Origin of the sequence: Aquabacterium parvum, from assembly GCF_001447195.1 — a bacterium.
GTDB classification, from domain to species: Bacteria; Pseudomonadota; Gammaproteobacteria; order Burkholderiales; family Burkholderiaceae_C; genus Aquabacterium; species Aquabacterium parvum.
The window spans coordinates 382,758-402,244 of sequence record NZ_LFRI01000386.1 but is presented as its reverse complement, the minus strand read 5'-3'; the positions used below and the strand labels follow the sequence as shown (position 1 = coordinate 402,244).

The following is a 19,487-nucleotide window of genomic DNA, read 5'->3' as shown; positions in this document are numbered from 1 at the left end:
CATGCCGACCGCTCGTCCGCAGGCCTGCGGGTTCCCCCTCGAATCGACGCCGTTTCAGGGGCGTCGCCCCCGCAAGCGAGGGATCATGGAAAACGACAGGAGAGCGTCCCGTCAGCCCTCGTCGGCCGATCCCTTGCGGGCTTTGCCCGTCTCCTTGATCGCCGCCACGAACTCGTTGACGTCGTCAAAACTGCGGTAGACCGACGCAAAGCGCACGTAGGCCACCTTGTCGAGCTTGCGCAGCTCGCGCATCACGGCCTCGCCCAGCCAAGTCGAGTCCACTTCCTTCTCACCAGACTGACGCAAGCGCGCCTCGATGGCTTCAAGCGCCGTCTCCAGCGCCTCGGCGCTGACCGGCCGCTTGCGCAGCGCGAGCATCATCGAGCCCTTGAGCTTGGCGCGCTCGTAGTCGGTGCGCCGGCCATCGCGTTTGACGATGGCCGGCAGCTCGATTTCGGCGCGCTCGTAGGTGGTGAAGCGCTTGTCGCAACTGCCGCACTTGCGCCGGCGACGGATGCTGTCGCCTTCGTCGGAGTCCCGGGTTTCGACAACCTGGGTTTCGAGGTGCCCGCAGAAGGGACAGCGCATCGACGGCTCAGCGGTAGACCGGGAACTGGCGGGTCAGGGCCGAGACCTGCTCGCGCACACGGGCCAGGTTGGCTTCGTCGTGCGGGTTGTCCAGCACGTCGGCGATCAGGTTGCCGACGATGACGGCCTGCTCTTCCTTGAAGCCACGCGTGGTCATGGCCGGCGAGCCCAGGCGGATGCCCGAGGTCACCATCGGCTTTTGCGGGTCGTTGGGGATGCCGTTCTTGTTGCAGGTGATGTGCGCGGCGCCCAGGATGGCCTCGGCTTCCTTGCCTGTCAGGTTCTTGGGGCGCAGGTCGACCAGCATCACGTGGCTCTCGGTGCGACCGCTGACGATGCGCAGGCCGCGCTTGGTGAGCGTGTCGGCCAGGGCCGCCGCGTTCTTGACGACTTGCTGCTGGTAGGCCTTGAACTCGGGCGACAGGGCTTCCTTGAAGGCCACGGCCTTGCCGGCGATGACGTGCATCAGCGGGCCGCCCTGGATGCCGGGGAAGATGGCCGAGTTGATCTTCTTGGCGATCTCTTCGTTGTTGCTCAGCACGATGCCGCCACGCGGGCCGCGCAGGCTCTTGTGGGTGGTCGAGGTGACCACGTCAGCGAACGGCACGGGGTTGGGGTACACACCCGCGGCGATCAGGCCAGCGTAGTGGGCCATGTCGACCATGAAGAAGGCGCCGACTTCCTTGGCGATCTTGGCGAAACGCTCGAAGTCGATGCGCAAGGCAAAGGCCGAGGCGCCAGCGATGATCAGCTTGGGCTTGTGCTCACGCGCCAGGGCTTCCATCTTGTCGTAGTCGATGTTTTCCTGGGCGTCCAGGCCGTAGGACACGACCTTGAACCACTTGCCGGACATGTTGAGCTGCATGCCGTGGGTCAGGTGACCGCCCTCGGCCAGGCTCATGCCCATGATGGTGTCGCCAGGCTGCAGCAGCGCGAAGAACACCGACTGGTTGGCTTGCGAGCCCGAGTTGGCCTGCACGTTGGCGAAGTTGGCACCGAACAGCTGCTTGAGGCGGTCGATGGCCAGTTGCTCGACGACATCGACGTTCTCGCAACCACCGTAGTAGCGCTTGCCGGGATAGCCCTCGGCGTACTTGTTGGTCAGCTGGGAGCCCTGAGCTTCCATGACGGCCGGCGAGGTGTAGTTCTCGGAGGCGATCAGCTCGATGTGATCTTCCTGGCGCTGGTTCTCGGCCTGGATGGCGGCGAACAACTCGGGGTCGACGTTGGCGATGGTGGATTGAGCGCGAACGAACATGGGCAGTCTCTTCAAGACGGTTGATGACCTGCCACCCACCAGGGACGGTGGGTGAAAAAGGCTGCCCAGGCGAACGGCTGAAACGACCTCGTCTCAAGCTTCGGCCTGGACGAAATCGGCTGCGCTTCCCGGTGGTTCACCACCTCAGGCCGCTGAATGCAGCCATCTATCGCCAGTCGCGCAGGCTTCGAATTGTAGCGGAGGCCGCAAAGGCCTGCATGACAGCTGCGAGGCCAACGCCATGACCGGACCCAGCCGTCAATTGGGTCAACGGCCAGGCAGCGGCTGGGTCAGCAGCGCCACCTGTTCGGTCGAGCGAGCAGGGGCATGGTGAGGGGCGGCCTCGCCAGCCGAAGGCACGGTCTGGGCAGGCTCGGCGGCTTCCAGGGTGTGACCACCCGCGGCCGCACCCGATGCGGCCTGAGGCGCCGCAACCTGAACGGCACTCGGCACACCGGCCTGAGGCAAGCTGGCGTTGAAAGCCACCTTCTGGCCCGAAGCCACTTGGCGCAGGTAGGCAGCTTCGGCCAGCACCTTGGCACCGTAACCACCGTCATCGGCCAGGTTGGCGGCTCCCACGTAATGCTTCAAGCCGCCAGCAACGCTGCCGGCGCGGCGGATGCAGTCTTGCAACACCTGCACGCCCACGCGCAGGTTGGTCACGGGGTCAAAGGCGGCGTTCTGGCCACCAAAGATGGCGTACTTGTCATGGTGCACACGCGTCATGACCTGCATCAGGCCCTGCGCACCCACATGGCTTTGCGCAAAGGGGTTGAAGCTGGACTCAACGGCCATCACGGCCAGCAAAAGCGTCGGGTCCAGGCCAGCACGCTGCCCCAGGACCCAGGCCTCCTGCACCAGGCGGCTGACGGGCTCGGGGGCCACGCTGTAGCGACGAGCGATCCAGTGGGCCACAGCGGCTTGCTGTCGGCTGAGCTCGGCGGGGTTGGTGGCGGTGGCGCGCTGAATGGCCTCAGGCTCGGCCATGGCCAGCAGGATGTCGGGTGCGGCGTCCACGCCCCCTTCGGCGCGCTGGATGGCGCGGGCAGACAACCATGAGAGGGCCTGGTCTTCCAGTCCATGGCGCAAGTCCGGGCGACCAGCCAGGAAGCCAACCACCACGACAGCGACCAGGCCCACGGCAGCCAGGACATGGTGACTCGCATGGCGCAGACCGCCCAGGACGTCCGAGGCGACAACACCCAGGACTTCGCCGATTCGGCTGGCGGGGTTCGACGCGGTCGGGGCAACCAGGGGCGCCTCGGCAGCACGTTCAAACGTAGACATGACTATCCTTTCCTCACCCCGCTGACCGCATGGGCAGGCTGCCTTGAAGCAGCCTGCGCAACCAGGTCGGCGGTGATAATCGCCCCGGCTTCGAGGCTGCAGGCGGTCGCTTGGCGACCATGGGCCTGACCTCGAAAAGGGTGCCAAGCCACTTGGGCCACACCCGGCAATCTCAAGGACCGGAGCTGACGAGGATGCCCAGAGGCACCCAGGGTTAACCCGGAAAAAATCGGTTCCGGGATCGACGGGGCGGATTCTAGGCAGCCTTGAAATAACCAGTCAAGCATAAAGAACCAACTCTTTATTACTCTCAGAGCATGAAATACCGAGATTTGCGGGACTTTGTGGCAGGCCTCACCCGAGAGGGGGAACTCAAGCGCATCAGCGACCCGGTGTCCGTCCACCTGGACATGACCGCCCTTTGCGACCGCGTTCTGAGGGCTGGCGGCCCTGCGCTGTGGTTTGAAAAGCCCGTCGGCAAGCTCGATCCAAACGGACGCCCGGGGCGCACGCACACCACCCCGGTGCTCGCCAACCTCTTTGGCACCCCCAAACGAGTGGCGTTGGGCATGGGTGCATCTGACGTCAGCGAGCTGCGCGACATCGGTCGGCTGCTCGCCAGCCTGAAAGAACCCGAGCCGCCCAAAGGGTTGAAGGACGCCGGCAAGCTGCTGCACATGGCCAAGGCCCTGTGGGACATGAAGCCAGCCTCCGTTCGCCGGGCCGACTGCCAGGCGGTGGTGCGCGAAGGCAGCGACATCGACCTGACCGAGTTGCCCATCCAGCATTGCTGGCCCGACGACGCCGCCCCGCTGCTGACTTGGGGGCTGGTGGTCACCCGCGGCCCGCAAGGCGTGCCCAACCCGCGCCGACGCCAGAACCTGGGCATCTACCGCCAGCAACTCATCGGCAAGCGCCAATTGATCATGCGATGGCTGGCCCACCGAGGCGGCGCGCTCGATTTCCGCGAGTTCGCGCTCGCCAACCCGGGCCAACCCTTCCCCATCGCCGTGGCCTGCGGGGCCGATCCGGCCACCATCCTGGGCGCCGTCACCCCGGTGCCCGACACCCTGGGCGAGTACCAGTTCGCCGGCCTGCTGCGCGGCAGCCGCACCGAGGTCACCGACACATCCGTGGGCGAAGGCGAGCACCGCCTGCAGGTGCCGGCCTCGGCCGAGTTCGTGCTGGAGGGCCACATCCCGACGGCACCAGCGGGTTACCAGGGCGTCAGCGAGCATGGTGTGCCACTCAAAGAGAAGAACGGCTACCTGCACGCGCTGGAAGGCCCCTACGGCGACCACACCGGCTACTACAACGAGCAGGACTGGTTCCCCGTCTTCGAAGTCAGCCGCCTGACGAACCGCGAAGACCCGGTCTACCACTCCACCTACACCGGCAAGCCGCCCGACGAGCCCGCCGTGCTGGGCGTGGCGCTCAACGAGGTCTTCGTGCCGATCCTGCAAAAGCAGTTCCCCGAGATCGTCGACTTCTACCTGCCGCCCGAGGGCTGCAGCTACCGCATGGCCATCATCAGCATGAAGAAGGCCTACGCGGGGCACAGCAAGCGGCTGATGTTCGGCCTTTGGAGCTTCCTGCGCCAGTTCATGTACACCAAGTTCATCGTCATCGTCGACGACGACGTGGACATCCGCAATTGGCAAGAAGTGATCTGGGCCATCACCACCCGCATGGACCCGGTGCGCGACACCACCCTGGTCGACCACACCCCGATCGACTACCTGGACTTCGCCTCTCCGGTCAGCGGCCTGGGCGGCAAGATGGGACTGGACGCCACCAACAAGTGGCCCGGCGAGACCGACCGCGAATGGGGGCGCGTCATCACCATGCCCAAGGATGTGACCGACCGCATCGAGGGCCTGGTGGCGCGCGTCCTGAGCACCTGAACCCCAAAGCGCCCCATTCGGGGCGTTGTGTGGCGTCGTGGGGCTTTGTGAGACTTTGTTTGACCCTGCTCACATCTCGGCGCGATCGGCCACTTGCCCCCAGACCATTCCTGATTTAACCTGCAGTTGCCTGCCGAGAGCAGGTACCTCAAGCAGACGCAGTCCCTGCGTCTCGGGAAGTGCCAGACCTTGATCTCTGACGCTTTCCTGCGCGGCCCCTGAGTCGCGTCGCCCCCGGCTCATGCCGGGGGTTTTCGTTTCTGCGAGACTCTCAGCCATCGCCCTGGTGGGCTTGAACTGGATAAGTCCCCATGAGCGACGCAGCCACCGACACCCAAGCTTCGGCTCAAGAGGCCACCTTCGCAGGCGGCTGTTTCTGGTGCCTGGAAGCGGCCTTCAACCGCTTGCAGGGCGTGCTGCATGCCGAATCAGGCTACAGCAATGGCGAACACCCCCAACCTGACTATGAGTCTGTGTGCAGCGGCCGAACCGGTCATGCGGAAGTCGTGCGTGTGCGCTTCGACCCGGCACGCGTGTCCTACCAGCAATTGCTGGAGGTGTTCTTCTTTCTGCACGACCCGACCACACTGAACCGCCAAGGCAACGACGTCGGCACCCAGTACCGATCTGGCATCTACACGCACTTGGCCGAGCAGGCCGCGCAAGCGCGTGCATTGATCGAACAACTCACGGCCAGCGGCGTGCACGCCTCGCCCATCGTGACCGAGGTGACACCGGTGGTGAACTACCACCCTGCAGAGGCCTATCACCAAGGCTACGCGGCGCGGAACCCCTACCAGGGCTACTGCGCGGTCGTCGTCGCACCCAAGCTGGAGAAGTTCCGGCGCACCTTCAGCGAGCTGCTCAAAACCGAGGACTGAGCGCCATCGGCCGCTGCCCCACAATGTGGGCCCATGACACACAGCCCGCCGCCCTTCTCTGCCCAGGACGCCAATCAGCTCATTGCCCTGTTCAGTTCGGGGCGTCACGCGGAGCTCGAGTCACGCACCCGTGAGCTCACCCGCTTGCACCCTGAGGTGGGGTTCATCTGGAAGGTCCTGGGGGTCGCGCTGCTGGCCCAAAATAAAGACGGTGTGGCGGCCCTGAGCAAGGCCGCAAACTTGATGCCGCAGGACGCCGAGACTTGGAGCAACCTGGGCAACGCTCAGCGTGCCCAAGGCCTGCTGAGCCAGGCAGAAGAGAGCCACCGGCATGCCATCGCACTGGCCCCCACTCAAGCCAGCCACGCCTACAACCTGGCGATCGTGCTCACCGACCAGCACAAGCTGCCCGAAGCAGCAAAAGCCTACCGCCAAGCCATCGCTGCGAACCCCGCTTTCGCCGATGCGCATTTCAACCTGGGCATCTTGCAACAAAAGCTGCAGGAGCTCGACGCCGCCGAGGACAGCTTCAAGGCCGCCGTCCAGGTGGAACCCGCCCACGCTCAGGCCTGGTGCAACCTGGGTGCCCTGCACGCCCGACGGGGCAGGCTGGACGAAGCACATGCGGCGCTCAAACAGGCGATCAGGCTCGCCCCCGACATGGCCGACGCCCACCACAACCTGGGCAACGTCCACAAGGACGCCCTGCGCATGCCGCAGGCACTGCAAGCGTTTGGAGAAGCCCTCCGGCTGCAACCCAGCCATGTCGATGCACAACAGGGAATGGGCCAAGTGCTGGGCAAGCTGCGCCAGTACCAGGCCGCGATCGTCGCCTTGAAGCGCGCCATCGAGCTCGATCCCAAGCACGTCGATGCCTGGATCGACCTGGGCAATGTGCACAAGGAGGTCGGAGACCTTGAAGAGGCCCTGGCCTGTTTCGAACACGCGGACCAGTTCGCGCCAGATCGCCTCGACGTGCTGAGCAACTGGCTGATGCTCAGCAACTACGCCAGCAGCGTGCCCCGTCAACGACGCATCGAGCGCGCCCGCCAATACGGCGAGCGCATGCGTGCCAAGGTCACCGACGCGCCCGTTCGACCGCATCGCTGGGACCCGGAAAAACCGCTCAGGGTCGGCCTGGTGTCCGGTGACCTGCGGCGCCACCCCGTGGGCTACTTCCTGGACACCGTGCTGCAAGCCATCCGAGCGCAATCTGGCAACAACCTTGCGCTGATCGGTTACCCCACGCAAGCCCTGAGCGACGCCTTGACCCATCGCCTCAAGGCCTGCTGCACCGCCTGGCACCCCTTGGTCGGGCTGGACGACGCCACCGCCGCACGGCGCATCTGCGACGACGACATCGACATCCTGATCGACCTCTCGGGCCACACCGCTCACACGCGGCTGTCTGTCTTCGCCTGGCGCCCTGCGCCTGTTCAGGTCAGCTGGCTCGGCTATTTCGCCACCACAGGCCTTCAGGAAATGGACCACTTCCTGTCCGACCCCTGGAGCACACCGGCCGAGGTGCAGCGCGACTTCACCGAGCGGCTGTGGCTGCTGCCCGAAACACGCCTGTGCTTCAGCCCGCCGGAGTCGGCCCCGCCGGTGTCCGAACTGCCTGCGACACAACAGGGGCACGTCACGTTCGGTTGCTTCAACAACCTCACCAAACTCAACGACGAAGTGCTGAAACTCTGGGCGGCCATCGTCCAGGGTGTGGCGGGCAGCCGGCTGTTCCTCAAGGCCCCCCAGCTCGATGACCCGCAGGTCCACGACCTCACGGCGCGGAGGCTGCAGGCGATGGGCATCGGCTGCGACCGGCTGATCCTGGAAGGCAACTCGCCGCGCGAAGAGTACCTGCGCGCCTACCACCGCGTGGACATCGGGCTCGACCCGTTTCCCTTCACCGGCGGCACCACCACCGCAGAAAGCTTGTGGATGGGCGTGCCTGTGTTGACCCTGCAAGGCGACTGCCTGGTGGCCCGACAGGGCGTCAGCATGATGATGAACGTCGGGCTCGCCGACTGGGTTGCCAATGACGCGCAGGCATACCGACAAAAAGCCATCGCCTTCGCGAACGACCTGCCAGCCCTGAGCCGGCTGCGCGCTGCGCTGCGCGAGCAAGCCGCCCAGTCACCGCTGTTCGATGCCCCCAGGTTCGCCCAACATTTTCAGGAAGCCCTGCGAGGGATGTGGCGACAACGCTGCAGCGAAGCAGCCAAGCCAAGCCCCTGAGGCCCCCTCTGTTTCAAGGCGCCAGCCGTTGGCGCAGCCAAGACCCGTCGGCCTGAAGCAGGTACTCGATGCGGTCGTGCAGGCGTGACGGACGCCCTTGCCAGAACTCCCAGCGATCGGGCAGCAAGCGATGCCCCCCCCAATGAGCCGGGCGCGGTGGGTGCTCGCCCCAGCGGGCCTGTTGCTCCGCCCAGGCCTGCTGCAGCGCCGCCCTGGAAGGCAACACGCTGCTCTGCGGCGACGCCCAGGCACCGATCCGGGAGCCCAGGGGGCGCGCCATGAAGTAAGCGTCCGACTCCTGCTCGCTGACCAGCTCCACCCGGCCTTCCACCCGAACCACCCGCTCCAGTTCAGGCCAGAAGAACTGCACGGCAGCCACAGGGTGCCGTGCCAGTTCCAGGCCCTTGCGGCTCTGGTAGTTGGTGAACCAGACCAACCCTTGCGCATCGGCGCCCTTGAGCAAGATGACACGGGTTGACGGACGCCCGTCCTGGCCCACCGTTGCCAGGGTCATGGCATTGGGCTCCAGGGCCTTGGCCTTCACCGCCTCATCGAACCAATGGTGGAACTGCGCAACCGGGTCAGCCAAAACCTGGCCTTCGTCCAGCTCTGCCTGTTCATAGCTCTTGCGCATCTGCGCCAAATCATGAGGTGTTTTGTCCATGGTTCGAGTATCGGTGCTTTGGATTGATGCCTGAAATGACTCAAATCAATTCAGCACACGGGTATGCCCCTAAGTGAAGCTTCCCTGGTTGCTGCGGCGCACCAGTTTCACACTTGGGAAAGGGAAGAACAAATGGAAACCGCCGTCACCGCCATCATCACACCTGCCCCGTCTGATCGACCAGACGGTGGTGGCGCTGTCACAGGCTTGCCCTCGTTCCTGGACGGCACGCAGCACCTGGTGCAGAGCTGCCAGATGTGCGGCATGGACGTTGTCCTGCTTGGCTCCCCCCCCGTTCTGAAAGAGGCCTCGCGCTGGCAGGTGCAGACTCCGATTCAACTGACGCCCCTGCACGAGCCGCACCCGGCCCATCGGCTGTCATCGGCCATCAGGGCAGGCGTTCAGCTCAGCGCACAGGCGTCGGGCTGGGTCTTGTTGCCCAGCAGCCTGACCCCACCCAGACCGCAAACGCTGACCCGACTGCGGCAGGCATTGAGACAGCACCTGCTCGTCTACCCCTGCCATGGAGGTCGGGTCGGCATGCCGATGGGTTTTGGGCAAGAGTTGTTCTCCGAGCTCATCCGCTTGAACTCCGACCGGGAACTGCTCCGCCTGATGAACCGATACCCGGCCCATGCACTGGAGCTGGACGACCCGACGGTGCTGATGCAGACGTGGGACCTCCTGTTCACCCAGGTGTTGCTGTTCAAGCAACCCACGGCTGCACAAGACCCACTGCGCGGATGAAGCGGGCCTCAAGCCCGGTCGCTGCAGGAAGCAAAAAGGGCCCTCGGATGAGGGCCCTTTGGCTTTGAGTTGGCTCGGGGCAGCCGCAGCCGCCCCTCCCAATCACTTGGCGACGTACAGAGCCGAAGAGATCGACTTCTTGCGCAGGTTGGTGCTCACGTCTTGGGTCAGGGTGCCGTAGTCGAACTTCAGGGCGTCCTGAGCGATTTCGGGCAGCAGCAGGGCGCTGTTCAGGGCATCCTGAGCACCTTGGGACAGGCGCAGGTTTTTCAGCACTTCGTGGCCGGTGACGGTCAGGGGGAACTTGTACTTCAGGGCCAGCTTGGTGTCGACTTCGAAGGTGTACAGGTGCTGCTGGGTAGCCGTGGTGCCGCCCTTGGGGGTGATGTCGGCCAGCACCTTCTGGGCGGCGTAGTCGATGGTGAAGTTGGCCAGGGTCAGGCCGTACACCAGACCGGTGTCGTCGTCGGTGCGGTCGAAGTACAGGGCCGAGCCAGCGGCTTGACCGGACTTGATCGACAGGTTGCTGCCGATGACGATCTTGGTGATCGGGAAGCTGTAGGACTGGTAGTTCACCGAGCCGGAACCACCGTTAACGGGTTCGCCCTTGGCCGAGGCGTTGCCCTTGGCAACCACCGACAGGTGAACCAGGTCAAAGCTGTCCAGGTTGTCCTGGGTGAAGGTTTGCACCGAGTTCGATTCGGTCCAGGCGAAGGGGATGGTCAGGTCGGCGTGAGCGGCCGAGACAGCGAACAGGGCGACGGCGGCAGCGGTGGCGCGGAGGGAAACAGCGGCGAGTTTCATGTGTTCTCCAGAAGGTGATCTTGGGTTCAGGGGCTGCGATCAATTGCGTTGATCGGTGAGTTCATGATGGCAACAAGCCGCTTTGCCGTGGCCCCGTGAATGCGGGAGAGGGCCAGGGGAATCCCCGCACAAATCAGCCCATTTCAAGGGCTATCCCTCAGCGTTAAATGACGCCACGATGCAGGGTAATCACCATTCGGCGCAAATTGAACCAATTTGACCCAACCACCCTTCATCGGCCGCCTTCCAATGAAAAAAGCGACCCGAAGGTCGCTTTTGCTGTCTGCCACCGGGCGATCAAATCACCCGGATGAAGCAGGCCATCACTTGGCCGTGTAAGGCGTGGTGCTGACGGCCTTGGAGCGCAGCTTCGTGGTCACGTCCTGGGTCAGGGTGCCGAACGAGGCACGCAGGGACTCGTCAACGATGTCGGCGTTGAGTTCCATGGTCGTCAGGATCACGTTCCGAGCCTGATCCGTCAGGCGCAGGTCACCCAGTTGCTCGTGCAGCGTGATCTTCAGCGGGAAGCTGTACTTCAGGCCCAGGGGGGTGTTCACCGTGAAGTTGTACAGCGGCATCATCTTCAGGGTGCTGCCACCCTTGGGAGTGGTGTCGGCCAGCACCTGATGCTTGACGTAGTCAATGGTGAAGTTGGCCAGGGTCAGGCCCAGGATGGCGCCGGTGTCTTCGTTCATGCGATCGAAGTACAGGGCGGAGCCCGAGGCGGTACCGGAGGCGATCTTCAGGCCAGAGCCGATGACGATCTTGGTGATCGGGAAGCTGAAGGCAGCTGGCGTGCCGTAGGGGCCTGCCTTGACAGCCGAAGCCGTGCCGCGAGCGGCGATCGTCATGCCGACGAGGTCAAGGGCGTCCAGGTTGTCGGACGTGAACTCCTGAACCGAGTCGGCCACCAGGAAGTTGGTGGGCAGGGTCAGGGCCTGGGCCGACATGGCGGACAGGCTGACGATGGCGGCGACGGCGCTCAGACGGAGGGAGAATTGTTGCATGGTGGCTCCTGAGTGGCGGTCACCCAACCCATCCGGGTGACCATGGCTCAAATCATCGGGGCAGGGCTCAAAACAGTGCCCCCCCGATTTGAGTGAGCGAGCCTCTGGACACGTGCGATACCGCACAAATTGAAGCACCCGAACTTCAAATGAAGTACGGGTTAGCCCGATTCACTCAAAAGTTGTAGCCCACGCTGACCGTGACGATCGTGTTGGTGATCTTCATCTTTTGCTCGCGCACGAAGGTGCCGAGGTTGGCCTGGCCTTTGTTGCGGGCAACCAATTCGGTGATCAGGGTGGTGCCACCAACAGTGTTATCCCCCGTGTCGCCCTGAAGCAGGGAGTCGCCATTCGCAACCGCTTCAGACAGATTCCTGGAAAGGTCCGTCAGCACAGCAGCGCCAGAGGTGATCGTGGTGTTAGAAGTCACCAAGCGGGAGTTGGCGCGCAACCCAACTTGTCCAACCGAAATGTTGAAATGCAACGAATCGTTCAGCGGGGCCTGCAATCCAACGAAAGGACCGGCGCCAAAGACGTTCTTGGTAGAGATGGTGGTCTTGCCGCCAACGTAAGAATCGAAGAACGGCGTGGTCTTGGCACCAAAAAAGATGGCATACATCACACCAACGCCAACATACGGTCGAACCGGCCAAGTCTTCGCGTCACCAAAGCTGTAGCTGCCAATGACCAAAGGCGGCAGCAGCTTGGTGGTTGCAATGTGCTTGCCGTTGACGCTGTTGGGCGAACCATCCCAGCGGGTACCTTCCCCGTGAATCTTGACGCTCATGGGCATGGCCAGCACAAAACCTTCCAACAACCACTTGCGATCGTCATCCAGCCAGTAACCGACCGACACCGTCGGTGTTCCAAGGTTCTTCTGCGCTCGGGCCTTGATGCCTGCAGGGGTGCCAATGCCATCAACTCCATCAGCAACAAAAGCGTCCTCCAAGACTGCGCGAGCCAGGGTATCCCAAGTAAAACCGTTACTACCATCGGCATAGCGCGCACAGTCAGCTCCGGTCCGAGAGCCCGCGTCGCATTCGTCAGTGATGGTTTTGCCAAGGTCCAGGGCGGCATTGATGTCTGCACGCGAAGTTGCGAAACCCGTGACATCCTTCGCATCCTCAGACTTCGTCCGCGTGAAGGCCGACGTGTAGCCGATGCGCATGAACAAGCGGCTGCGGACGCTGCTGTCCCAGCCGGTCGGGAAAATCGAGTTCGTCTGCTGTTGCGCAGAAACGGGCATGGCCGCACAGGCGGCCAGGGCGATCACCGCGAGCTGCGGGAAACCGAATCGGATGGAAGGCATGCTGTCTGTCTCCTGGCAGCTCAGGGGGCCGCCTCAGGGATGATTTCTCGGTGCAATAAAAAAGCCGCTCACGACAGCGAGCGGCTGGTCGCACACAGGGCCGAAGCCCCGTGTGACCTCAATGTGCTCAGCGAGCAGCGCGGCGGCGGCCGAACAGACCCAGGCCAACCAGGCCGGCAGCCATCAGGGCGTAGGTGCTGGGCTCAGGGATCGGGGTGGCGATCACGGAGATGTTCGAGGTGATCGAACCGAAACCAGCGGTGTTGGTGGCGGTGCGGTTGTTCACGGCGTTGATGCCCGAGCGACCGGTGTTGTTCAGGTTCAGCGACTTGACGAAGATGGCGTCGATGTCAGTGGCCTTGACCAGGAACAGGCCCGACAGGACGTTGGTCGACGACAGGGTCGAAGCGCCAGCGCTGGCGGGAGCGCCAGGGGTCAGGTCGAACGTGGTGGGGCCGCTGATGGTGTCGTACGTCCACAGGGCGTAGTCGTTCAGGGTGCCCACGCCATTGGCGCCAACGATGTCGGCGTAGATGGTCTTGGTGGTCAGGTCAACCTTCAGGTCGCTGATGCTCAGCGAGCCAGCACCGTTGGTGGCGCTGTTCTTGACCGTGGTCTGCAGCGAGCCGCCTTGGGTTTGCACAGCGGTCACGGTGACGGTGGCGCCGTCAAAGGTGCTGGTCAGGCCGGTGACGGGGGCGGCAGCGGCGGCGCTCACGTACTTCACGGCGCCGGAGGCGTTCGTGGAAGTCGAGATTTGCAGCGTGGCGGCAGGCACGGCTTGCATGCCGACCGAAGCCAGGTTCAGGGCGGTGATGAGCAGCTTGGAGAAGCTCAGGGTGCCACTGCCGGACAGGTCGCTGAAGGTGTAGCCGTTGCTGGCGTACGAACCGCCCACTTCGAGGGTGCCGGTTTCGAGGGCAGCTTGGGCTGCGCCAGCGAACATCGTGATGGCGGTAGCGGCGATCAGGCTTTTGTTGAATTTCATCGATTTCTCCACAGAAGGGTGTCGATTGAAGCAAGCTTGGTTTGTTTTCCAAGGTCTTGCTGACATGTGTTCACTTTAAGAGGGAGCCCACCTTGAAGCATCGGGGAACTCCCTGTCGAACTGTGCAAAGCACCACGGACAGGGGGGATGCTTGCCGACTTTCCCCTCGCATGAGGGGGCGGGGCATCCCTTGCCCAGGGCTCAGCGTGCAGCGCGGCGGCGAGCGAACAGGCCCAGGCCCACCAGGCCAACACCCATCAGGGCGTAGGCAGAGGGTTCAGGCACAGCCGACACCGAGATGGTGATGTTGGAGGTGATCGAGCCGAAGCCGGTGGCACCGTTGTTCACGCCAGCCAGGGCGGGGGCGCCCAGGTCAGCATTCAGGTTGGTGGCTTGCACCAGCAGGGCCAGAGCGTCGTCATAGATCTGCAGGTTGGTCAGCGTGTTGCTCACGGTGACGGTGCCGCCAGCGGCGATGATCGCGTCCAGGTCGAACGTGGTCGGGCCGGAGATCTCGGCGAACGACCAGATCTTCTGGTTGGTGACGGTGCCAACGCCATTGCCACCGATCAGGGTGCCGTAGACGTCCTTGTTCACCAGGTCAACGCGCAGGTCGGTGATGGTGATGAAACCCGTGCCATTGGCCACGCCGGCGTCAACGCCAGCTTCGGTCAGGGTTTGGGTGGCGCCGCCGGAGGTGCCGACTTCCGTGATGGCCACGGTGCTGGCGCTGGTGGGCGTGCCGGTCAGCGAGGTCACCGGGGCAGCAGCGCTGACAGCGGTGTAGCCGCCAGGAACGCCGTCGATGGTCGAGTTGGCGCGACCGAAGTTGGTCACTTCAACGACGCCCAGGTTCAGGGTGTCGAGCAGGTCTTGCGAGAAGGTCAGGGAGCCGGAACCGGTCAGGCCGCTGATCAGGTAGCCGCCGACCGTCAGGTCGCCGCCTTCGTTGACGGTGAAGGAGGCAGCGTTGGCGCCACCAGCGGCCACGAAGGCTGCGGCCACGACCAGGCTCTTCAGATTGAATTTCATTGTGATCTCCACTCTCTAATGCGGACGTGCTTGTTGAGAGAACTTCTGGCTTGGCCGGGGCGTCCGCAAGCTCCCCGGCTGCCGGCAGGCTTTGCTCGCCTGCTTCGTTGACATCTTGACCCACGCACCATGGCGGTTCAAGTTAGCTTTCCCGAAGATTGCAACAATCCGTCAACCCGCGCTCCCCTGCAAGGCACCCGCCCCCTCAGCCAAGGGTAGGGGAAACGCGCATTCGTGGAAATTCACGCTTTTTGACGCCCCGATGGGATCAATAGGCGCCACAAATCACGTTTGCGCCAGGCTCACGCGAGCGAACTTGCGCTTGCCCACCTGCACGACGTACACCCCGGCGGGCAGCTTCAGGCCCTTGTCGGACACCGACTGCCCATCGACCTTCACGCCGCCCTGCTCGACCATGCGGCTGGCCTCGCTGGTGGATGGCACCAGGCCCGCCTGCTTGAGCAAGGCTCCGATGCCCAGGCCGTCTGCTGGGGCGGTCAGCGACACCTCGGGGATGTCGTCGGGCACGCCACCCTTGGAGCGGTTGACAAAGTCCTGCAGCGCCGATTCAGCGGCCGCAGCACCATGGAAGCGCGTGACGATTTCCTGGCCCAGCATGACCTTGGCGTCGCGCGGGTTGCGGCCCGCGGCGCACTCGGCCTTCAGTTGCTCGATTTCAGCCAGCGAACGAAAGCTCAACAGCGTGAAATACGCCCACATCAGGTCGTCGCTGACGCTCATGAGTTTGCCGAACATGTCGTTCGGTGCTTCGCTGATGCCGATGTAGTTGTTCTTGGACTTGGACATCTTCTCGACGCCGTCCAGGCCCACCAGCAAGGGCATGGTCAGGATGCACTGGGCCTCCTGGCCGTATTCGGCCTGCAGGTGGCGGCCCATCAGCAGGTTGAACTTCTGGTCGGTGCCACCGAGTTCCAGGTCGGACTTCAGCGCCACCGAGTCGTAGCCCTGCATCAGCGGGTAGAGGAACTCATGCACGCTGATGGAAGTGCCCGCGTGGAAGCGGTCGTGGAAGTCGTTGCGCTCCATCATGCGCGCCACGGTGTAGCGGCTGGCGAGCTGGATCATGCCGCGCGCGCCCAGGGCGTCGCACCACTCGCTGTTGTAGCGAATTTCGGTGCGGCCCGGGTCGAGCACCAGACTGGCCTGTTTGTAATACGTCTCGGCATTGGCCTTGACCTGCTCGGGCGTCAACGGCGGGCGCGTGGTGTTGCGGCCGGACGGGTCACCAATCAGCGATGTGAAATCGCCGATCAAGAAGATCACCTGGTGGCCGATATCCTGTAACTGGCGCAGTTTGTTCAAGACCACGGTGTGGCCCAGGTGGATGTCGGGCGCGGTCGGATCCAGACCGAGCTTGATGCGCAGGGGCACCCCGGTGGCTTCCGAGCGGGCCAGCTTTCGCAGCCATTCGGCCTCGGGCAGCAGTTCGTCCACGCCACGGCGCGTGATGGCCAGGGCCTCCTTCACCCGGTCGGTGATGGGATGTTCAGGCAGGGCTTCGGGCGCTTTTTCGGGGTGAGACATGGTGAACCAACAGGTGAAAATCAGCAGGCGGGAAGGCAGCTCGTGCCCGCTATACTCCGCGCAACGCGCGCGCAGGCACACAGCTTGCGTAGCCAGGGAGCTCATTTTAAGGGGGGTGGCATGAACACCCCTTTGCACGCTGACAGGAATCCCGTTTTGGCATCTTCCCGATTGTTCGATCGCGTGATCGACGTGCTGCAGTCCCTGCGACTGGCACCCATCGCCGCCGCTGCCCAGGCCTTTCAGAACGCAGCCCATCGCCACCCCCGTCGCGTCAGCGCCGCTGTGTTGACCCTGCTGGCAGGCTCCGCCGTCACCGCCTTTGGCGTGGCCCCGCTGAGCAACCTGCCCGAAGGCCCCACCCCGGTCATCACCCAGCTCACAGAGTCCATCGAGCCTGCGGACCTGTCCGTGCAGTTGCAGCGCCTGGACCTGCAGGCCCTGCGGCTGTACCGCAGCGAGGTCACGCGCTCGGCCGACACCGCCGACAGCCTGCTCAAGCGCCTGGGTGTTGACGACATGGAAGCGGCCCAATTCGTGCGCAACGACCCGTTGGCCGCCACGATCCTGCAAGGCCGGCTGGGCAAGTCGGTCAAGGCGATCGTTGAAGATGGCAAGCTGATCGAGCTCGTGGTGCGCGGTCCGGCCGACACCAGCGCCGACATCGACATCCATTTCACCAAGGTGCTGATCAGCCGCCTGCCGCAGGGCGGCTTTTCGGTGCAGCGCGCCGTGCTGCCGCTGGAGCGCACACCGCAAATGGCGTCGGCCACGATCCAGTCTTCGCTGTTTGCGGCGGCCGACGACGCCCGCATCCCGGACGCCGTCACCAACCAGATCGCCGAAATCTTCGGCAACGACATCGACTTCCGTCGCGAGCTGCGCAAGGGTGATGCCTTCAGCGTGCTCTACGAGGCCCACCTGGCCGAAGGCGAGCCCGTGACCTGGGGCAACCCGGCCGGTCGCGTGCTGGCCGCGCGCTTCATCAACAAGGGCGAGGTGCACGACGCCGTCTGGCACCAGGAGCCAGGCCGCAAAGGCGCCTACTTCGACATGACGGGGCGCAGCAAGGTGCGCGCCTTCCTGTCCTCGCCGCTGGCTTTCTCGCGCGTGACCTCCGGGTTCGCGATGCGCTTTCACCCCATCCACAAGACCTGGCGTGCACACCTGGGCGTCGACTTCGGCGCCCCCACAGGCACCCCCGTGCGCACCGTGGGCGAAGGCGTGGTCACGTTCTCGGGCTGGCAGAACGGCTACGGCAACGTGGTGCAGGTTCAGCACAGCGGCAACCGCAGCACCGTCTATGCCCACCTCAGCCGCGTTGACGTGCGGCGCGGTGAGCGCGTCGAACAAGGCGCACGCATCGGCGCTGTGGGCGCAACCGGTTGGGCCACGGGCCCGCACCTGCACTTCGAGTTCAAGGTGGGCGGCCAGCAGGTCGACCCAATGACCATCGCCCGGGCCTCCGAAAGCCTTCAGCTGTCGGCGCAATCGCTGGCGCAGTTCCGCAGCAAGGCCGTGGACATCGCCGAACGCCTCAAGATGGCTGGCGAATGGCAGGCAGCAGGCGCGCAGTCCGGCCCCCGCTTCGAATGAACAAGGCCGCCAGCGACGGCCAAACCATCGCCCCTCGGGCACCTTTGCCCCCCCAGGGCGCGGAGCTCTACATCGGGCTGATGTCCGGCACCTCGCTGGATGGGGTCGACGGCGTGCTCAGCAAGGCAGAGGGCGGCCGGTGGCACACGGTGGCACATGCGCACCTGCCTTTTCCGACCGCCCTGCGTCAAACCATGCTGGCGTTGAACACGCCGGGCCCAGACGAGCTGCATCACGCAGCGATCGCCTCACAGGCGCTGGCTGTGGTGTACGCCGACGTCGTGCAAGCCGTGTGCGAGCAGGCTCAGGTGCTTCCCGCCGAGGTGCGTGCCATCGGCGCCCATGGCCAGACGGTGCGCCACCGGCCTGAGCTGGGCTACACGCTGCAACTCAACCAGCCCGCCTTGCTGGCCGAACTCACCGGCATCAACGTGGTGGCGGATCTGCGCTCGCGCGATGTGGCCGCAGGCGGTCAGGGTGCGCCCCTGGTGCCGGCTTTTCACGAGGCCGTTTTTGCTCAGCCCGACCACACCGTGGTCGTCCTCAACATCGGCGGCATGGCCAACCTGAGCATCTTGAGACCGGGGCAAGGGCCGCTTGGCTTCGACTGCGGCCCAGGCAACGCCCTGCTGGACATGTGGTGCAGCAGGCAAACCGGTCAGGCGTTCGACGCCAATGGCGATTGGGGTGCTGGTGGCCAGGTCCGCGAAGACTGGCTGGCCGCAGCCCTGAGTGACCCCTTCTTTGCCTTGCCCCCGCCCAAGAGCACGGGGCGAGACCTGTTCAACGCCGAATGGCTTGAGCGCTGGCTGGCTCCGCACGGACTGACCGCCCATGCGCAGCCACCCTCCGCCGCCCGGACCGCACCCCAAGACGTGCAAGCCACGCTTTGCGAATTGACCGCCCGCTCCGCAGCCCAAGCCGTGCGAGACCACGCCACCGATGCGACCGAAGTCATCGTGTGTGGGGGTGGCGCCCTCAATGGGGACCTGATGCAGCGCCTGATGCGGCAACTGCCAGGTGTGCGCGTGTGCCGCTCAGACGAGCGCGGCCTGGACGTGATGCAGGTGGAGGCTGCCGCGTTTGCGTGGCTGGCCTGGGCGCACGTGAACCGCCTGCCGGGCAACCTGCCTGCGGTGACCGGGGCACGTGGGCCACGCGTGCTGGGTGCGCTCTACCCGGCCTGACACGAAAAACGGCCCCGAGGGGCCGTTTGAACGGTTGTGTCTGGCCTGACAGGCCAGACAGGCTCAGACCGAAAAGCTCGAGCCGCAGCCGCAGGTGGTCGTGGCGTTCGGGTTGCGGATGACGAACTGGCTGCCTTCCAGATCGTCCTTGTAGTCGATCTCGGCACCCACCAGGTACTGCAGGCTCATCGCGTCGATCAGCAGCGTGACACCGTTCTTGTTCATCTGGGTGTCGTCTTCGTTGGTGATCTCGTCGAAGGTGAAACCGTACTGGAAGCCGGAGCAGCCACCACCCTGCACGAACACGCGCAGCTTGAGGTCGGGGTTGCCTTCTTCTGCCACGAGCTCGGCCACCTTGGAGGCGGCGGCGTCGGTGAAGACGATGGGCGCAGGAGGCGCATCAGCGGCTTGGGTGTCAACGATGTCTTGGGCGACGGCGGTCATGGTGGGGAGAC

17 protein-coding genes and 1 riboswitch are annotated in these 19,487 nt (G+C 64.4%); of the genes, 6 read left to right on the top strand and 11 right to left on the bottom strand.

What is annotated here, in order from left to right; translation table 11 throughout:
- Nucleotides 1–111: 111 nt before the first annotated feature.
- From nrdR to ABG80_RS15940, 3 genes are all read right to left on the bottom strand, one after another.
- The gene (gene nrdR / locus ABG80_RS15950) at nucleotides 112–588 is read right to left on the bottom strand and encodes a transcriptional regulator NrdR (protein ID WP_058088580.1); all 477 of its coding nucleotides are present in this window, start codon (nucleotides 586–588) and stop codon (nucleotides 112–114) included.
- Between the two features lie 7 nt (nucleotides 589–595).
- Nucleotides 596–1,846, bottom strand: coding sequence for a serine hydroxymethyltransferase (gene glyA / locus ABG80_RS15945; RefSeq protein ID WP_058088579.1), 1,251 nt, complete (start codon nucleotides 1,844–1,846; stop codon nucleotides 596–598).
- 56 nt (nucleotides 1,847–1,902) lie between these two features.
- Nucleotides 1,903–2,036: riboswitch (ZMP/ZTP riboswitch) on the bottom strand.
- 77 nt (nucleotides 2,037–2,113) lie between these two features.
- Nucleotides 2,114–3,133: a lytic transglycosylase domain-containing protein gene (locus tag ABG80_RS15940; protein WP_083506172.1), complete on the bottom strand. Its 1,020-nt coding sequence runs from the start codon at nucleotides 3,131–3,133 to the stop codon at nucleotides 2,114–2,116.
- 317 nt (nucleotides 3,134–3,450) lie between these two features.
- Between ABG80_RS15940 and ABG80_RS15935 the strand changes: the two genes are divergently transcribed.
- The 3 genes from ABG80_RS15935 (at nucleotide 3,451) to ABG80_RS15920 (ending at nucleotide 8,153) form a co-directional block, all read left to right on the top strand.
- Nucleotides 3,451–5,037: a UbiD family decarboxylase domain-containing protein gene (locus ABG80_RS15935; RefSeq protein ID WP_058088578.1), complete on the top strand. Its 1,587-nt coding sequence runs from the start codon at nucleotides 3,451–3,453 to the stop codon at nucleotides 5,035–5,037.
- Between the two features lie 311 nt (nucleotides 5,038–5,348).
- Complete coding sequence (gene msrA / locus ABG80_RS15925) at nucleotides 5,349–5,918, top strand: peptide-methionine (S)-S-oxide reductase MsrA (RefSeq protein ID WP_058088576.1); 570 nt, start codon at nucleotides 5,349–5,351, stop codon at nucleotides 5,916–5,918.
- A gap of 33 nt (nucleotides 5,919–5,951) precedes the next feature.
- Nucleotides 5,952–8,153, top strand: coding sequence for a tetratricopeptide repeat protein (locus tag ABG80_RS15920; RefSeq protein WP_058088575.1), 2,202 nt, complete (start codon nucleotides 5,952–5,954; stop codon nucleotides 8,151–8,153).
- A 13-nt stretch (nucleotides 8,154–8,166) separates the two neighbouring features.
- Here the strand turns inward: ABG80_RS15920 and pdxH are convergent, their stop codons facing one another.
- Entirely contained in the window at nucleotides 8,167–8,817 is a 651-nt protein-coding gene (pdxH, locus tag ABG80_RS15915; RefSeq protein ID WP_058088574.1) for a pyridoxamine 5'-phosphate oxidase, read from the bottom strand.
- A gap of 132 nt (nucleotides 8,818–8,949) precedes the next feature.
- On the opposite strand from pdxH, the gene ABG80_RS15910 reads away from it, so the two are divergent.
- The gene (locus tag ABG80_RS15910) at nucleotides 8,950–9,564 is read left to right on the top strand and encodes an NTP transferase domain-containing protein (protein ID WP_058088573.1); all 615 of its coding nucleotides are present in this window, start codon (nucleotides 8,950–8,952) and stop codon (nucleotides 9,562–9,564) included.
- A gap of 102 nt (nucleotides 9,565–9,666) precedes the next feature.
- On the opposite strand, the gene ABG80_RS15905 is transcribed toward ABG80_RS15910, so the two are convergent.
- From ABG80_RS15905 to tyrS, 6 genes are all read right to left on the bottom strand, one after another.
- Nucleotides 9,667–10,368 (bottom strand): hypothetical protein, encoded by a 702-nt coding sequence (locus ABG80_RS15905; protein WP_058088572.1) that lies wholly within the window; start codon nucleotides 10,366–10,368, stop codon nucleotides 9,667–9,669.
- Nucleotides 10,369–10,691: 323 nt separating this feature from the next.
- Entirely contained in the window at nucleotides 10,692–11,375 is a 684-nt protein-coding gene (locus ABG80_RS15900) for a hypothetical protein (RefSeq protein WP_152987658.1), read from the bottom strand.
- 175 nt (nucleotides 11,376–11,550) lie between these two features.
- Complete coding sequence (locus tag ABG80_RS15895) at nucleotides 11,551–12,684, bottom strand: OmpW/AlkL family protein (RefSeq protein WP_058088570.1); 1,134 nt, start codon at nucleotides 12,682–12,684, stop codon at nucleotides 11,551–11,553.
- Between the two features lie 127 nt (nucleotides 12,685–12,811).
- Nucleotides 12,812–13,672: a PEP-CTERM sorting domain-containing protein gene (locus tag ABG80_RS22050; protein WP_058088569.1), complete on the bottom strand. Its 861-nt coding sequence runs from the start codon at nucleotides 13,670–13,672 to the stop codon at nucleotides 12,812–12,814.
- A 201-nt stretch (nucleotides 13,673–13,873) separates the two neighbouring features.
- Nucleotides 13,874–14,704 (bottom strand): PEP-CTERM sorting domain-containing protein, encoded by an 831-nt coding sequence (locus tag ABG80_RS15885; RefSeq protein ID WP_058088568.1) that lies wholly within the window; start codon nucleotides 14,702–14,704, stop codon nucleotides 13,874–13,876.
- A 285-nt stretch (nucleotides 14,705–14,989) separates the two neighbouring features.
- On the bottom strand, nucleotides 14,990–16,249 hold the full coding sequence (tyrS, locus tag ABG80_RS15880; protein WP_058088567.1) for a tyrosine--tRNA ligase: 1,260 nt from the start codon (nucleotides 16,247–16,249) through the stop codon (nucleotides 14,990–14,992).
- Nucleotides 16,250–16,405: 156 nt separating this feature from the next.
- On the opposite strand from tyrS, the gene ABG80_RS15875 reads away from it, so the two are divergent.
- Both ABG80_RS15875 and ABG80_RS15870 read left to right on the top strand, forming a co-directional pair.
- Complete coding sequence (locus ABG80_RS15875; protein ID WP_235513888.1) at nucleotides 16,406–17,845, top strand: M23 family metallopeptidase; 1,440 nt, start codon at nucleotides 16,406–16,408, stop codon at nucleotides 17,843–17,845.
- The gene (locus ABG80_RS15870) at nucleotides 17,842–19,032 is read left to right on the top strand and encodes an anhydro-N-acetylmuramic acid kinase (protein WP_083506167.1); all 1,191 of its coding nucleotides are present in this window, start codon (nucleotides 17,842–17,844) and stop codon (nucleotides 19,030–19,032) included. Before ABG80_RS15875 ends, ABG80_RS15870 begins: the two co-directional genes overlap by 4 nt.
- A gap of 63 nt (nucleotides 19,033–19,095) precedes the next feature.
- Here the strand turns inward: ABG80_RS15870 and erpA are convergent, their stop codons facing one another.
- The gene (gene erpA, locus ABG80_RS15865) at nucleotides 19,096–19,476 is read right to left on the bottom strand and encodes an iron-sulfur cluster insertion protein ErpA (RefSeq protein ID WP_058088566.1); all 381 of its coding nucleotides are present in this window, start codon (nucleotides 19,474–19,476) and stop codon (nucleotides 19,096–19,098) included.
- Nucleotides 19,477–19,487: the final 11 nt, after the last annotated feature.